This is a genomic window from Pseudomonas sp. Pseusp97 (genome assembly GCF_047304025.1).
In the GTDB taxonomy this organism is placed as follows: Bacteria; Pseudomonadota; Gammaproteobacteria; order Pseudomonadales; family Pseudomonadaceae; genus Pseudomonas.
Map to the genome: position 1 here is coordinate 14,401 of NZ_JBGLYK010000052.1, position 14,582 is coordinate 28,982.

14 protein-coding genes are annotated in these 14,582 nt (G+C 62.9%); 6 read left to right on the forward strand and 8 right to left on the reverse strand.

Features of this window, described 5'->3' with window-relative positions; translation table 11 throughout:
• Positions 1-24: 24 nt before the first annotated feature.
• The 3 genes from leuS to holA all read left to right on the forward strand — a co-directional run bounded on the left by leuS (position 25) and on the right by holA (position 4,416).
• Positions 25-2,646 carry a leucine--tRNA ligase gene (gene leuS, locus ACCC94_RS11790; RefSeq protein ID WP_413349643.1) on the forward strand — a complete coding sequence of 874 codons (2,622 nt, stop codon included), beginning with the start codon at positions 25-27 and terminating at the stop codon, positions 2,644-2,646.
• Positions 2,647-2,726: 80 nt separating this feature from the next.
• The gene (lptE, locus tag ACCC94_RS11795) at positions 2,727-3,341 is read left to right on the forward strand and encodes an LPS assembly lipoprotein LptE (RefSeq protein ID WP_413349644.1); all 615 of its coding nucleotides are present in this window, start codon (positions 2,727-2,729) and stop codon (positions 3,339-3,341) included.
• Between the two features lie 37 nt (positions 3,342-3,378).
• Entirely contained in the window at positions 3,379-4,416 is a 1,038-nt protein-coding gene (gene holA, locus ACCC94_RS11800; RefSeq protein ID WP_413349645.1) for a DNA polymerase III subunit delta, read from the forward strand.
• 94 nt (positions 4,417-4,510) lie between these two features.
• Here the strand turns inward: holA and ACCC94_RS11805 are convergent, their stop codons facing one another.
• Positions 4,511-4,822: a hypothetical protein gene (locus ACCC94_RS11805; RefSeq protein WP_413349646.1), complete on the reverse strand. Its 312-nt coding sequence runs from the start codon at positions 4,820-4,822 to the stop codon at positions 4,511-4,513.
• Positions 4,823-5,528: 706 nt separating this feature from the next.
• On the reverse strand, positions 5,529-5,879 hold the full coding sequence (locus tag ACCC94_RS11810) for a YciI family protein (RefSeq protein WP_045215112.1): 351 nt from the start codon (positions 5,877-5,879) through the stop codon (positions 5,529-5,531).
• A 191-nt stretch (positions 5,880-6,070) separates the two neighbouring features.
• On the opposite strand from ACCC94_RS11810, the gene arfA reads away from it, so the two are divergent.
• The 3 genes from arfA to ACCC94_RS11825 all read left to right on the forward strand — a co-directional run bounded on the left by arfA (position 6,071) and on the right by ACCC94_RS11825 (position 8,320).
• Positions 6,071-6,223 carry an alternative ribosome rescue factor ArfA gene (gene arfA / locus ACCC94_RS11815; RefSeq protein ID WP_413349647.1) on the forward strand — a complete coding sequence of 51 codons (153 nt, stop codon included), beginning with the start codon at positions 6,071-6,073 and terminating at the stop codon, positions 6,221-6,223.
• A 71-nt stretch (positions 6,224-6,294) separates the two neighbouring features.
• Entirely contained in the window at positions 6,295-6,594 is a 300-nt protein-coding gene (locus ACCC94_RS11820; protein ID WP_413349648.1) for a hypothetical protein, read from the forward strand.
• Positions 6,595-7,060: 466 nt separating this feature from the next.
• Positions 7,061-8,320 carry a lytic murein transglycosylase gene (locus ACCC94_RS11825; protein WP_413349649.1) on the forward strand — a complete coding sequence of 420 codons (1,260 nt, stop codon included), beginning with the start codon at positions 7,061-7,063 and terminating at the stop codon, positions 8,318-8,320.
• Positions 8,321-8,381: 61 nt separating this feature from the next.
• Here the strand turns inward: ACCC94_RS11825 and ACCC94_RS11830 are convergent, their stop codons facing one another.
• The 6 genes from ACCC94_RS11830 to ACCC94_RS11855 form a co-directional block, all read right to left on the reverse strand.
• Positions 8,382-8,885: a fimbrial protein gene (locus ACCC94_RS11830; RefSeq protein ID WP_413349650.1), complete on the reverse strand. Its 504-nt coding sequence runs from the start codon at positions 8,883-8,885 to the stop codon at positions 8,382-8,384.
• A gap of 77 nt (positions 8,886-8,962) precedes the next feature.
• Positions 8,963-10,000, reverse strand: coding sequence for a fimbrial protein (locus tag ACCC94_RS11835; protein ID WP_413349651.1), 1,038 nt, complete (start codon positions 9,998-10,000; stop codon positions 8,963-8,965).
• Positions 10,001-10,008: 8 nt separating this feature from the next.
• Positions 10,009-10,353, reverse strand: a complete 345-nt coding sequence (locus tag ACCC94_RS11840) for a FimD/PapC C-terminal domain-containing protein (protein ID WP_413349652.1) — start codon at positions 10,351-10,353, stop codon at positions 10,009-10,011.
• A gap of 55 nt (positions 10,354-10,408) precedes the next feature.
• The gene (locus ACCC94_RS11845; RefSeq protein WP_413349653.1) at positions 10,409-12,718 is read right to left on the reverse strand and encodes a fimbria/pilus outer membrane usher protein; all 2,310 of its coding nucleotides are present in this window, start codon (positions 12,716-12,718) and stop codon (positions 10,409-10,411) included.
• Between the two features lie 131 nt (positions 12,719-12,849).
• Positions 12,850-13,599: a molecular chaperone gene (locus tag ACCC94_RS11850; RefSeq protein ID WP_413349654.1), complete on the reverse strand. Its 750-nt coding sequence runs from the start codon at positions 13,597-13,599 to the stop codon at positions 12,850-12,852.
• 96 nt (positions 13,600-13,695) lie between these two features.
• Positions 13,696-14,199, reverse strand: coding sequence for a fimbrial protein (locus ACCC94_RS11855; protein ID WP_413349655.1), 504 nt, complete (start codon positions 14,197-14,199; stop codon positions 13,696-13,698).
• Positions 14,200-14,582: the final 383 nt, after the last annotated feature.

Genomic DNA, 14,582 nt, shown 5'->3' on the forward strand with positions numbered 1-14,582 from the left:
TTCCGTACAGGTTCAAATCGCGCCATGCACGAGCAATACCAGCCTCTCGAGATCGAATCCCAGGCCCAGAACTTCTGGAACGAACACAACTCCTTCCGCGTCGACGAAGTCGCCGGCAAGGAGAAGTTCTACTGCCTGTCGATGTTCCCGTATCCGAGCGGCAAGCTACACATGGGGCACGTGCGCAACTACACCATCGGTGACGTGATCAGCCGCTACCACCGCATGCAGGGCAAGAATGTCCTGCAGCCGATGGGCTGGGACGCCTTCGGCATGCCGGCGGAAAACGCCGCGATGAAGAACAACGTGGCTCCCGCGGCCTGGACCTACGACAACATCGCCTACATGAAATCCCAGCTCAACAGCCTGGGCCTGGCGATCGACTGGACCCGCGAAGTCACCACCTGCAAGCCGGACTACTACCGCTGGGAGCAGTGGCTGTTCACCCGCCTGTTCGAGAAGGGCGTGATCTACCGCAAGAACGGCACCGTGAACTGGGACCCGGTCGACCAGACCGTGCTGGCCAACGAGCAGGTCATCGACGGCCGTGGCTGGCGTTCGGGCGCGCTGATCGAGAAGCGCGAAATCCCGATGTACTACTTCAAGATCACCGCCTACGCCGAAGAGCTGCTGTCCAGCCTCGACGACCTGCCGGGCTGGCCCGAACAGGTCAAGACCATGCAGCGCAACTGGATCGGCAAGTCCCGCGGCATGGAGATCGCCTTCCCCTATGACCAGGCTTCCATCGGCGAAGCCGGCCAGCTGAAGGTCTTCACCACCCGTCCGGACACCCTGATGGGCGCCACCTACGTTGCCGTGGCCGCCGAACACCCGCTGGCCACCCTGGCCGCCCAGCGCGATCCGTCGCTGCTGGCGTTCATCGACGAATGCAAGCGCGGCGGCGTCGCCGAAGCCGACATCGCCACCCAGGAGAAGAAAGGCGTCGCCACTTCCCTGTTCGTCGAGCATCCGCTGACCGGCGACAAACTGCCGGTCTGGATCGCCAACTACGTCCTGATGACCTACGGCGAAGGCGCCGTGATGGCCGTGCCGGGTCACGACGAGCGCGACTTCGAATTCGCCAACAAGTACGCCCTGCCGATCCAGCAGGTGATCGCCCAGGTCGGCGCCGACAACGACTTCGAGCCGACCGCCTGGAAAGAGTGGTACGGCCTCAAGGACGACAGCGTCGTCACCGTCAACTCCGGCAAGTACGACGGCCTCGGCTACCAGGCCGCGTTCGACGCCATCGGCGCCGACCTTGCCGCCAAGGGCCTCGGCCAGCAGCGCACCCAGTTCCGCCTGCGCGACTGGGGCATCAGCCGCCAGCGCTACTGGGGCTGCCCGATCCCGATCATCCACTGCGACGCCTGCGGCGACGTGCCGGTCCCGGCCGACCAGCTGCCGGTCGTCCTGCCCGAGGACGTGGTGCCGGACGGCGCTGGTTCGCCCCTGGCCAAACTGCCCTCGTTCTACGAGTGCAACTGCCCGAAATGCGGCCAGCCGGCCAAGCGCGAAACCGACACCATGGACACCTTCGTCGAGTCGTCCTGGTACTTCGCCCGCTACGCCTGCCCGCAGTTCGAAGACGGCATGCTGGACAAGAAGGCGGCCAACTACTGGCTGCCGGTCGACCAGTACATCGGTGGCATCGAGCACGCCATCCTCCACCTGCTCTACGCGCGCTTCTTCCACAAGCTGATGCGCGACGAAGGCCTGATCGACTCCGACGAGCCGTTCAAGAACCTGCTGACCCAGGGCATGGTGGTCGCCGAGACCTACTACCGCACCAATCCCAACGGCAGCAAGGACTGGTTCAACCCCGCCGACGTCGAAGTCGAGCGTGATGCCAAGGCCAAGGTCATCGGCGCGCGCCTGAAGAGCGACGGCCTGCCGGTGGAAATCGGCGGCACCGAGAAGATGTCCAAGTCCAAGAACAACGGCGTGGACCCGCAGGCGATGATCGATGCCTACGGCGCCGACACCTGCCGCCTGTTCATGATGTTCGCCTCGCCGCCGGACATGAGCTGCGAATGGTCCGACTCCGGCATCGAAGGCGCCAACCGCTTCCTGCGCCGCGTCTGGCGCCTGGCCCAGGCCCACGTCAACGCAGGCCCTGCCCGCGCGGTCGACAAGTCCGCGCTGGACGACGCGCAGAAGGCCATCCATCGCGCCATCCACCTGGCCATCCGCCAGGCCAGCCAGGACGTGGGCCAGCACCACAAGTTCAACACCGCCATCGCCGCCGTGATGACCCTGATGAACGTGCTGGAAAAGGCCCCGAGCGAATCCGCCACCGACCGCGCCCTGCTGCAGGAGGGTCTGGAGACCGTCACCCTGCTGCTCGCCCCGATCACCCCGCACATCTGCCACGTGGTCTGGCAGGAGCTGGGCAAGGACGGCGCCGTCATCGACGCCAGCTGGCCGCAGGTCGACGAAGCCGCCCTGGTTCAGGACAGCCTGCAACTGGTGGTACAGGTCAACGGCAAGCTGCGCGGCCACATCGAAATGCCCGCCAGCGCCAGCCGCGAGGACGTCGAAGCGGCCGCGCGCGCCAATGAGAACGTGCTGCGCTTCACCGACGGCCTGACCATCCGCAAGGTCATCGTGGTGCCCGGCAAGCTGGTCAATATCGTCGCCAACTAAAAGCAACGCTGGAAAAGACCCATTCGCCCGTGGCACCTTCGCCACGGGCATACCGGATCAACAGGAGTGAGGGAAGCTTGATGAAACGTATCCTGACCAGCCTCGCGCTGATCGGCCTGACCGGCGTGCTGAGTGCCTGCGGTTTCCAACTGCGCGGCCTGGGCGATACGAACTTTGCGCTCAAGGAAATCGATGTGAGCGCGCGCAACGCCTATGGCGAAACCGTCACCCAGCTCAAGCAGGTGCTTGAAGGCAGCGGCGTGAAAGTCATCTCGCGTGCGCCGTACCACCTGATCCTCGCCCGCGAAGACGTGACCCAGCGCAGCGTCAGCTACACCAGCTCGGCGCGCAGCGCGGAGAACGAACTGACCAACACCCTGAGCTACGAGATCCGTGGCACCGACAACCTGCTGCTGCTCGCCAACCAGGTGCAGGTGCGCAAGGTCTACGTGCAGGACGAGAACAACCTGATCGGTTCCGACCAGGAAGCCCAGCAGATCCGTGCCGAAATGCGCCGCGACCTGGTCCAGCAGATGGTTACCCGCCTGCAGCTGATCACCCCGGCCCAGCTCGACGACCTGCAAGCCAAGGCGCAAGCCAAGGCCAAGGCCGAAGCGGATGCGCTGAAAGCCGCGGACGAGGCTGCCCGGTCTCAGCCGCAGCAGTCGCCGATCGAACTCCCGAAAGCGCAGTAAGCGACAAGGGGCCGGCCAAACCGGCCCCTTTCTCATCATGAAGCTCAATCCCGGACAACTCGCCAAGCACCTGCAAGGCAACCTCGCGCCCGTCTACGTGGTCAGCGGGGACGAACCGTTGCTCTGCCAGGAAGCCTGCGACGCCATCCGCGCCGCCTGCCGCCTGCGTGATTTTGGCGAGCGCCAGGTGTTCAACGCCGAAGCCAACTTCGACTGGGGCCAGCTGCTCGAAGCCGGCGCCAGCCTCTCGCTGTTCGCCGAAAAGCGCCTCATCGAGCTACGCCTGCCGTCCGGCAAGCCCGGCGACAAGGGCGCGGCGATCCTCCAGGAATACCTGCAGCGCCCGCCGGAAGACACCGTCCTGCTGGTCAGCCTGCCCAAGCTCGACGGCAGCACGCAGAAGACCAAATGGGCCAAGGCCCTGATCGACGGCGACGTCGCGCAGTTCATCCAGATCTGGCCCATCGACGCGCACCAGCTGCCGCAGTGGATTCGCCAGCGCCTGTCCCAGGCCGGCCTGGCCGCCAGCCAGGAAGCGGTGGACCTGATCGCCGCGCGCGTCGAAGGCAACCTGCTGGCCGCCGCCCAGGAAATCGAGAAACTCAAGCTGCTCGCCGATGGCCAGCAGATCGACGCCGATACCGTGCAGGCCGCGGTCGCGGACAGCGCGCGATTCGACGTCTTCGGCCTGATCGACGCGGCGCTCAACGGTGAAGCCGCCCACTGCCTGCGCATGCTCGAAGGCCTGCGCGGCGAAGGCGTGGAGCCGCCGGTGATCCTCTGGGCCCTGGCCCGGGAAGTCCGCGTGCTCGCCAGCCTCGCCCAGCAGTTCAGCCAGGGCGTACCGCTGGACAAGGCCTTCAGCCAGTGCCGCCCGCCCATCTGGGACAAGCGCCGCCCGCTGATGAGCAAGGCCCTGCAGCGGCACACCGCGCAGCGCTGGAACCAGATGCTGCAGGACGCCCAACTGATCGACGCACAGATCAAGGGCCAGGCCGCCGGCAACGTCTGGAACAGCCTCGCCCGCCTCGCCCTGCTGGTCGCCGGCCAGCGCATCAGCCTGCCTTCTGCCTGACTGCCCGCCGATACCTTAGTAGGGCGCATAACCTGGAACAGGTTATCCGCCGCTGTCGGCGTATAACGCTGGCGCGTTATACGCCCTACGCCATTCAGCGGCCCGCTGCGTCTACGCCCTGAAGCACATTGCGTGCACTTCCTCGCGCCTCGGCCGGCCGGTCCAGTGCCAACTCGTAGAGCTGCCGCGCCTCGCTGACCAGCGGCGAGAGCGCCGAAGCCAGCCGCGACGTCGCGCGGATCAGGCCCGGATCGGAATCGTCCTCCAGCAGGCACAGCAGGTCTTCCACCGCCGTCAGCCGCCGCAGCGCAGCGTCACGCAGTTGCTCGACCGAAGCCAGGGCATTGATGAACATCACGTCCTCGTAGGGCCGCGACTCCAGCGGGACGGGCAGGAATTCAGTCATGGCGCACCTCCGGCAGAGGTGCGGCGGGCAAACGAAACCGTGGGCGGGGCGCGCGAGTAAAAGGGGGATAGTGCATGCAATAACACTCCTTATTCAGCGAAGAGCCGCCTCACTAACTCACTGCGACGCAAGTTAGGGAGGCGGGACCGTGCGGAGGTCGCAGTACCGGCGAACAGGAGCCAAAAACCGGCCAGGCGTGAGCCTGCACCGCACGGCCCACCATAGATGCATCTCGTATCAGACGGGAGGATGTCTGACTTGAGGGCAAAGGCGTTACGTGCGCACCTGTTGTCGATACCGGGCTGCGACACCCGTCCACGGGATTGACCGTGGCAGACGGAATCTAGCGAGCGCGCACGTAGGCCCTCAAGGCTAAAAGAAGGTAGGAGAATTCACTGATCTGAAGGCTCAAATCCGGACCTTTCCGCTCGAAGCGTGGCCTGTTTCACCACCCAGGAAATCCCCTAGGCTGCCTCTGAAATCCACCCGTAGGGCGCATAACCCGGGACGGGTTATCCGCCGACAGACCCGACGGCGGATAACGCTCTCCCCCCAACCTGCTCAACGTAGGATGGCGTGGAGCGCAGCGATACCCATCACTCGCCCCCGATTCGCGAGCAAGCTCGCTCCTACAAAAAACCGGAGTTCCCGGCAACCGTAGGAGCGAGCTTGCTCGCGAACCGCACGGCACCACGCACTCGTCAGCTCACTCCCACTCCCGCACCTGGCGCACCTCCACACACCCCAGCCGTCCCGGCGGAATCTTCGCCGCTATGCGCTCCGCCTCCTCCATGCTCTGCGCCTCGATCAGGTAGAAACCGCCCAACTGCTCCCGCGTCTCGGCGAACGGCCCGTCAGTGACGGCGAGCTTTTCGCCCTGTCCGCGCAAGGTGCGCCCGGTCGGCGTCGGCAGCAGAGCATTGGCTGCAATGTAGTTGCCACTGCGGCGCAGTTGCTCGCTGTAGGTCATACACTCGTCGACGATGCCGCGCAGCTCGGCCTCGGGCAGCTCCGCCGCCTTGCGCTCGTCGAAGTAGATCATGCAGAGAAACTTCATCGTCCTATCCTCGTTCTTGTCCATGGTGTAGGAAAGCTCCGTCGTCCCAGCGTAGCCCCGAACGGCAATTCACCGCCTTGGCCCGGCCGCCGGCAGACCAGCGGCATTGGACAAGCGTGCCAGATAGGCGGAAGATTCGCGCGCCGACACTGGGTCGGCGCCCGAGAGACAAGCCAGACGAGGAAACGCAGATGGCGAAGAAATCCAAACGGCCGAACAAGGCCAAAACCCTGGTCGCACAGCCACTGTTCCGCAGCCGCCAGGAGCAACCGCTCAAAGGCAAAGGCAGCTACCGCCGCGAAGCCTCCCGAAATTGGGAGGCTTCTTCGCTTCTGGCGGCCTGAAACGTCAGAAAACCTGAACCACCCCCGCCCTTCCGCTTTCAACCGGACAGCCAAGCCATGGAGGTCCACACATGAAAGCGCCCCTGATCCTCGCCATCCTAGCCCTCCCCTTCAGCCTCTCCGCCCACGCGTTCTGCTCCGACCAGGAAGCCGAAGCCAAGGGCAAGCAAGTCGCCGCCAAGGTCACCGAAGTCACCCGCAGCGATCCCCAGCGCGCGCAGAAGCTCAATGAAAAACTCGCGGAAATGAAGAAGTCCCGTTCCAGCGAGCAGCGCCCGGACGACTGCGCCGCCTACGACGACATGCTCAAGGAGCTGAACCAGAGCGCGCCCAAGGTCGACCAGGAAACCGGGACCCAGCCCAAGCAATAAATCTCGCCAGGGTGGCTTTTGCTCTCGTAGGAGCGGAGCTTCTCCGCGATCACCGCGAGAGCGGTGCAATTCTCGACATACCCGCCTGCCGGCCGGATTCGCGGATAAGATCCGCTCCTACGAAATGGCCCTGTGATCGGGCCTGCCCTCACCCTAGCCCTCTCCCAGGGGGAGAGGGGACCGTTCGGTGCAGGATGGAACGTTGGTGTCAGCCGGCACGATCAGCCCCTCTCCCTGAGGGAGAGGGCTGGGGTGAGGGGGATGGCCAAGACACGGATTTATCCGGAACAAGACAGTTGCTCCTACGACTGCGCCTACGCCACCGTTCGACGGGTGCCTCGCTGCCTCGGGAATTTTCGTCCGCCCGCGCCATCGAATCTGCAGACCCGCCGCTTCTGCCCGACGCAGACGCGTCACAGTGGCCATGCTAAGGTGGCCGCTCGCCTGCCAATCCCCGAGGAGAGCAATGCGCAAGCCTGTTTCACCTGTCGTCGGCCAACGCTGCCTGCTCGTCGCCGCCCTGTCCCTCGCCAGCTTCGGCCTGCTGACCTCCTGCACCGAGCCACCGCCCAAGGGCAGCGCGGCGGAACATGCACAACCCACGCAGAGCTTCGCCCAGTGGCGCGACGGCTTCCGCGTGCAGGCACTCGCCGCCGGCATCAGCGCGCAGACCTTCGACAAGGCCTTCGAAGGTATCGAGCCGGATGAGTCGGTCGTCACCGCCGACCGCAGCCAACCCGAATTCACCCGCCCCGTCTGGCAGTACCTGGAAACCGCCGTGTCTCCCGCGCGAGTGCGCAACGGCCAGGATCGCGCCCTGGAAAATGCCGAGGTCCTGCAACGCATCGACGGCACCTACGGAGTCGAGCGCGAGGCCGTGGTGGCAATCTGGGGCATGGAAAGCAATTTCGGCCAGCAGATGGGCTCCAAGAACGTCATCCGCTCCCTCGCCACCCTGGCCTATGAAGGCCGCCGCCCGGACTTCGGCCGTGACCAGTTGATCAGCGCCTTGCAGATCATCCAGCACGGCGACGTGCCGGCCAGCAACATGGTTGGCTCCTGGGCCGGCGCCATGGGCCAGACCCAGTTCATCCCTACCACCTACAACCGCTACGCCGTGGACTTCGACGGCGACGGCCGGCGCGACATCTGGGGTTCATCCCCGGACGCACTGGCCTCCACCGCCAACTACCTGAAATCTTCCGGCTGGCAACACGGCCAGAGCTGGGGCTTCGAAGTGCGCCTGCCGCCGGGATTCGACTATGCCCAGGCCGACATGGAAATCCGCAAGCCAATGAGCGAATGGCTGCGCCAGGGCATCAAGGTCGCCAGCGGCAACCTGCCGAGCGACCCGCAAGCCAGCGTCTCGCTGCTGCTGCCCGCCGGCTACCGCGGCCCGGCGTTCCTGGTAACCGACAACTTCCGCGCCATCCTCAAGTACAACAACTCGACGTCCTACGCGCTCGCCGTGGGCCTGCTCGCGGATAGCTTCAAGGGCGGCGGACAACTGGCAGGAAGCTGGCCGGTGGGCGACACGCCACTTAGCCGCTCCGAGCGTGTCGAGTTACAGCAACTGCTGGCACAGCACGGTTACCAGCCGGGCACTGCGGACGGCATCATCGGCGGGAATACCCGCCGGGCCATCCGAGCCTACCAACAGTCCCTTGGCGAGCCCGCGGATGGATATCCGACTCTGGAGTTGCTCGCCCGATTGCGCAGCGCTTGATAAAAGCAACAGGCGCCATACGCGCCTGTTTCTCTGTGTCCATCTATTGAACGCTGCTGGTTCAGTTGTACGAAAGCGTGATGGTTCCAAAGGTCGAGACCTGGCCGGGCGTGACCGGTACTGTCTTCGCGTAATACTGAGCCGTATAGACCAGCTGGGCAGAAGTCCCGGTAAAGCTGCGCCCACTGTCGCTGGCCATATTGACCGGTGCTGTTCCATTCAGCACACGAATCTGGATATTACTCCCGCCGGAAACCGTGTTCTTCAGGGCACCGGTAGAGGCGTCCACGTTGACCATATTGTCCCATTTCACCGTTGTGGTTGCAGCGGTGCAGTCACTCAGGCTGATGGTGAAGTCCTTGTTCATCTGGGTATCCCCGGCGGCACCAAACTTTCTGGCCTCCGCCCGCCCCAGCGTGACGGTCATGCTGGCAGGAATGGCGCCACCATTGATCTTGCAGGTCGAGTTGATGAACGAGCCGCTGAAGTTTATCTGGGTATCGTACGCAAAGGCACTGGAACTGGCCGCTAGCCAAAGGAGCACCAAGATAGGGTTGTGCTTCATAATTGGTACCTCAATTTCGACTCGGTCGACCAGAGTTGTAGTTGGCCGCCACATAAATTCGGGAACTCTTCGAGGTATCATTGATAGAAGAGCGTCAACCCCATGGTTGCGTTCGCCGCCCCAGCTCCCACGGTCGTTCCCGTCTTGAAATAACGCGCTTTGAACGAGAGCGTATAACCGAGTGATCCAGAGCCTATAAGCTGCTGCGAGCCCATGGGTGAAGGAGTGGTGCCATCTGACTTGAGCAGCTGTACGCCCACACCCGTGGCGCCGCCTGTCACATTGACCACTGATTGAGCCTGGTTGGCGTACCCGGTGATCTGGTCTATTTGGTAGCGGATCGGAACCGTTTGTGGGCAATTGTTCAAAGAAACGCTGAAGCTGGACGGATTAGCGGTGTAGGGGTTGGAGCTGAGTTCGCTGACCTCATGTGTTCCCAGAGGCACGTTGGGAACAGACACTTGGCATCCGGACACAACGAAGTTAACTGAACCGCTCACAACCAAATAGAAAATGGTAGGCCCGCTCCCCAAGTATGCCTTCGCCAAAGGAATGTTTGCAGAGGAAATCAGGCCAGAGGCGATGGGGCCAGTTTTTATAAACTGCACTTTGAAATATGGAGTAGGCGAATCCCAAAGCGTCTGATTCGCGCCAGCCTTATTGTATACGCTTAAGCTGAATGGAATTGCGGCCCCGTTATCTCCACGAACCACCTTTACACCGACTCCAGAAACCCCTGTATTATATATACCTGACGAATACCCCGATACAGGCAAAGGGGTTGAATAATACCCGACATTAAAAGTATCTGATTGACCGCTATAGCAGACAAACTCATATCCCGTTTTATCCCCAGCGCTTGTATAGCTAGCTAAAACCGTGCCATTGGCCGCAGTAGGAGAAACAGAAACGTTTCCACTCAGTGTGATATTTGATGGTACGTTCCAACCTCCCAACATGGAACAAGCTGCATAACTGTTTATCGATACCATCAGCAAAAGCAACGAAACCGTCGAATTAAAAAATACTCGCAAAAAATTATTTAGAACCGAGGCCTTCAAAAACTTTTCAACCCTAACAACCGGACCTATATACGACACAATAAATTTAAACATCACTTACCTCAGCGCTGCGCAATCGCAGGCTTGTCCAGAACCGCACGACAAGTCGAGTCCACCTTGGTGAACGATTGGTCCTTATCACTCTTCACAGGGAGCTGATAATCGATCTGGCAACGCTGGCCGGAGCCCTCGCCCCACTTCACCATCAGCTCACCCTTGCTCTCCAGGCCGCGCAGGAAGATGCGGCCGCCCTGCCCCACCATGGACAGATTGTTGCCCTTGGCATCCAGCACCTCGGCGCCCAGGGGAATCACTTCGCCGTCGTCGCGCTTCACTGTCATCAGCACCGGTGCGCCGCTGACGGTGGGGTACTTGAGCATGACGATGGAGCCGTAGCGCGGCGCCACGCTTTGCGAGGTGACCTGTAGTTCAACGTCCTTGGACGTTCCCTTCGGATCGATCTCAACATCGTTCTGGCGGTAAGGCGTAAGGCCCCCCCACTACCGCATAGCCGTTGCTGGCGACCTTGGCGCCAACGTTCGAACTGATCGAAGCCCCTTCGGCCCCCTTGGCCTCGATGATGGCGAGCGTCTCGCCCTGGTTCTGGCTGAAGTTGATGCCGCCGGGGTGCGCCACGATGGAGCCGCGCGCGCCGAAACCGGCCTGCTTGTAGCCGTCGCCGCCGCTCAGGTTGGCGTTGTAGATGGCATGGGGCGAGTTGTAGGTGAGGTTGGCGCCACTGTTGTAGGTCTTGTCGCCGTCGCTCTTGTTACGCGAGCCAAACACGGCGTAGCTGACCTGGCGCTCCTCGCCGGTGGTCCCGCTGAGGGTGCTCTGAACGGTGTTGTTCTTGTCATCAGTCACGTTGACGTTGGTGGTCAACGACATCGAGCGGCCACTGTCCATGCCAATCGGCACGTTGACGCTGACCATGTAGGTATTCTCGTAATCCCCGCCACTGCTGTTGGACGGGCTACCATCCCGAACGCTGCTGGCGTTACTGGTTCGGGCGGCGCTCAGGCTGACGGAGCCCCAGTTGAAACCGGTGCTGTAGCCGGCCTGGTAGCTGGTATCGGTGCCGCTGCGGTTCCAGTAGTCCTGCTTGGAGCCACTGAAGTACAGCGAACTGCGCTCACCCACCGGCTGGTTGAGGCTGAGCTGGAAACGGTTGCGCTGACGGTCGAACTGGTATTTCTCGTTCAACCGACCCCAGACCTGGGCATAGTCCTGCAGGCTCAGGTAGTCCTCGCTGTTGAAGCGGTAGGCGGCGATGGTCATGTTGGTGGAGGTGGCCTCCAGCAACTTGCTGTAGGTGAGCCGGTAGCTCTGCCCACTCATGTCCGGCTTGATGCCATAGCGCTCGGTTGGCAGCGCCGTTGCGTGTGATTGGGTCACGTCGGCGGCCAGAGCCCCGAACGGAGTACTGAAGGCCAAACCACCCTGGGCCGCCTGGTAGGAGTTCGCCACGATGCCGCCGGTGTAGGCCGTCATGAGGTTGTTGAGGCCGTACTGGTAGGTGCCCTGGGCAAAGTTCGGCTCGCGGTCGAGCGTGTCGTCGCGATACTGGCCGCCAGTCAGGCTGAAGCGCGACACGCCTGGCCGCACCAACTGACTGATGGAGGCGTAGGGCACCAGGAAGGACTTCACGCGGCCGTCGGCCTCGGTGATTTCCACCGTCAGGTCACCGGCGTAGCCGGTGTTGAACAGATCGTTGATCTCGAACGGACCGGGAGCGACGGTGGTTTCGTAGATGACGTTCTCACCCTGCTTCACCCTTACCCGCGCGTTGGTGTCAGCGACACCACGAATGTCCGGCGCGAAGCCGCGCTGAGAGTCGGGCAGCATGCGGTCGTCGCTGGCCAACTGGACGCCGGCGAAAGGCACCGAGTCGAACAGGTCACTGGGGGTGTAGTACTGACCTGCCGTGAACTGGGACTTCAGGCTGGTGATGTCGCGCTGGGCATAGGTACTGAGTGACTGGTAGCCGCTCTGCGCCGGGCTGCCATCGGACTTGCTGTGGTTGTACGTGCCGTTGTAGCGCAGTCGCCAGTCGGCCATGTTCATGCCGGCGTTGATGCCGACATATTTCTGGGTGGAGTTGGTGCCGTTGCTGTCGGTGCGGTAGAGGTTGGTGTCGTAGTTCAGGAAACCAGCGGTCACGCCGCCATCCCACTGCGAGGGGTCGACATAGCCACGAACCTGGCGACCGGCATAAAGCTGCGGAATGGAGACCCGCGCGGTCAGTTCGGAGAGGTCGACATCGATCTTACCGTCTGGCACCACTGAGGCGAAGTCGATGCAATCACCAGTGATCAGCTTCTGTTTCTCCGGGGGCAGCTTGGTGACGTCGACCCCCAGTTCACCGAATTGCGAAGCCCTGACGCAGTAGTTCGATGTCGCACTCTTGCCGCTGCCATTGGTCACTGCGCGGATGGGCATGCGGCCTATCCAGGACTCGTTGACATAGACATCCAGGCGATACTCGCCAGGCTCCACCGGTGCGCCATTCTCGAATCGGGAAACGTCGACGCCTGGACGGGTGCCACCGTTGTCGAAGAAGCTGGGGTTGAACGCGGCAAAAGCCTGCGAACCGGCCACCGGCGCTGCACCTTCCGCATCGGCCGCCTGGGAGGCGACCGCTCCGAACATCAGCAGGCTGCCGAAGAGCAGGCAGCCCCCCTTGGCCAGAGGCAGCGCTCCTCGGGATGCAACGGCGGCGGCCAGCGGCGAGCGCGGGAACAACCGCGTGAGGGAACCTTGCTTGATGTCCATGATCATTTCTCCGGTGGTTCGTCTTTTCTCGGACGAACAAATCCACTCCGCGCGGAAAGCCAAGCGGGCGGGAATCAGTCAGGTTGAATGCGGTCCGCCGGACGTTGCCGGCGGACCCTGAGCAAGAACGCTTAGAGGGTGCTTTCGTGCTGGTTCAACGCGCCGTAGTCAGTCACCCATTGGTAGTCGACCTTGGCGCCGGCTCCGGGCTGCGCGGTCAGGGTGCTCAAGGGGAAATCCACGCTGGCGCCCGGGGCAACCATCTTCACTTCATCCTTGCCGACGCTGTGGATCTTGCCGCCAGCGGTCAGTTGGATGCTGGCCAGGGAAACGTGGAATGCAGCGTTGTTACGGGCGCGAATGGCGTAACCATTGCCGGCCGGCACAACGGACCAGCTAAGGCTCTCCGCTGCCTGGTTCGGGTTGCCCGGCAGGCCGTCGGGACGGTAGAAGATCTTCAGCCGCGAGCGGACAGCGACCTGAAGGAAGTTGGCATCCTGATCCTTGGGCAAGGGCGGCACGTCCAGGATGTTCAACCAGAATACGGTTTCCTGCTTCTTGGAAGCGGCATCGTCGCCGGTGTAGACGAGGCGCAGCGACTGCCCCTTCCTGGCTTCGACACGGGTGATGGGCGGGGTGATCAGGAAGGGACCATCGGCCTTGTCGGCGGTCAGCTTCTCGTTACCCTTGTCGACCCACGCCTGCACCAGTGACGGCTGTTCACCGATATTGGTCATCTTGACGGTCACTTCCCGGTCTTTTGCGGGGTACACCACACGGGAACCCTGGATCACGATGCCGGCCTGGGCCAACCCTGACCAGAGGCTGGCCGCCGCGAGGAGTCCGGCGAACCACAGGGATTTAGAAGTCAGACTTGCCATTGCTCATACCTTTGAGGACCGGGAGAGGGTGAGGTGGAATGCATCCCTCCCCCGGGTGTAGCAACCAACAACCGGCGCCGGAAAGGCGCCCGGCAATCAGTAGGTCAGGGTCCAGTAGCCAACGGTCTTCAGCTGGCCCGCGGTGGCGGAACCGGCCTGGGAGTAGTACTGGGCCATGTACTTCAGGGTGGCGCTGCCATCGGCGGCCGGGGTGAAGCTGTAGCCGGCGTCGGTGTTGATGTTGATGGCGGCACCGGTCGGGTCGAGCAGGCGCACGGTGGCGTTGGTGCCCGCCACGGTGTTGGTCAGGGTGCCGGCGCTATCGACCTGGCCGGTGATCTCCCACTTGGCCTTGGTGGCGCTGACCGGGCAGTTGGTCAGGTTGAAGGTGAATGGGGTGTTGCCGGCCCAGCTGGCGGCGCCGGCCAGGGAGCTCTTGTTCACCTTGGGCAGGGTCACGTCGATGACGGTAGACCCCAGGTTGCCGTTTACCTCACAGGTCTGGTCCAGCACTTCACCGGAGAAGTTGACCTGCGCGTCATAGGCGAACGCGCCGAACGAAGCAGTGGAGACGATTGCAGCTACGAGCAGCTTTTTCATGTTGATCACTCAGCAGTGTGATCAGGGAGCCGGGGACCTGCACCTGATCGATTCGAGCCACATCACTGTCCCCGTGGCATCTCGCGCAGGCCTTGAAGAAAAGCGAGCGACTCGCAAAGTCTGCTGATTCGAAAGCGCCAGCGCTGTCAGGCGCAAACTCAAAGAGGACTCGGAAAGCTCCGATTGGCGGGCAAGAATTCCCACACGATAGGAGCGGCGCGACAGCGCTTCCTGCGCCAGACCATCAACCCGGGGTCATTTGCGGCGCTGAAAAAAGCAGAAAGGGGGGGGGGGCGCCCGCGGGGGGGGGGGGGGGGGGGGGGGCGGGGCGCGGGGGGGGGGGCCGGGCGGGGTGAGCGGGGGGGGGGGGGGGGGGGTGGGGG

What these genes read in the sequence shown, in the direction of transcription:
- holA (WP_413349645.1), top strand. Translation starts at nt 3,379, where the DNA reads ATGAAGCTCAATCCCGGACAACTCGCCAAGCACCTGCAAGGCAACCTC.
- ACCC94_RS11850 (WP_413349654.1), bottom strand. Translation starts at nt 13,599, where the DNA reads ATGGCAAGTCTGACTTCTAAATCCCTGTGGTTCGCCGGACTCCTCGCG.
- ACCC94_RS11855 (WP_413349655.1), bottom strand. Translation starts at nt 14,199, where the DNA reads ATGAAAAAGCTGCTCGTAGCTGCAATCGTCTCCACTGCTTCGTTCGGC.
- ACCC94_RS11805 (WP_413349646.1), bottom strand. Translation starts at nt 4,822, where the DNA reads ATGACTGAATTCCTGCCCGTCCCGCTGGAGTCGCGGCCCTACGAGGAC.
- ACCC94_RS11845 (WP_413349653.1), bottom strand. Translation starts at nt 12,718, where the DNA reads ATGGACATCAAGCAAGGTTCCCTCACGCGGTTGTTCCCGCGCTCGCCG.
- ACCC94_RS11825 (WP_413349649.1), top strand. Translation starts at nt 7,061, where the DNA reads ATGCGCAAGCCTGTTTCACCTGTCGTCGGCCAACGCTGCCTGCTCGTC.
- ACCC94_RS11830 (WP_413349650.1), bottom strand. Translation starts at nt 8,885, where the DNA reads ATGAAGCACAACCCTATCTTGGTGCTCCTTTGGCTAGCGGCCAGTTCC.
- ACCC94_RS11835 (WP_413349651.1), bottom strand. Translation starts at nt 10,000, where the DNA reads ATGTTTAAATTTATTGTGTCGTATATAGGTCCGGTTGTTAGGGTTGAA.
- arfA (WP_413349647.1), top strand. Translation starts at nt 6,071, where the DNA reads ATGGCGAAGAAATCCAAACGGCCGAACAAGGCCAAAACCCTGGTCGCA.
- leuS (WP_413349643.1), top strand. Translation starts at nt 25, where the DNA reads ATGCACGAGCAATACCAGCCTCTCGAGATCGAATCCCAGGCCCAGAAC.
- ACCC94_RS11810 (WP_045215112.1), bottom strand. Translation starts at nt 5,879, where the DNA reads ATGAAGTTTCTCTGCATGATCTACTTCGACGAGCGCAAGGCGGCGGAG.
- ACCC94_RS11820 (WP_413349648.1), top strand. Translation starts at nt 6,295, where the DNA reads ATGAAAGCGCCCCTGATCCTCGCCATCCTAGCCCTCCCCTTCAGCCTC.
- lptE (WP_413349644.1), top strand. Translation starts at nt 2,727, where the DNA reads ATGAAACGTATCCTGACCAGCCTCGCGCTGATCGGCCTGACCGGCGTG.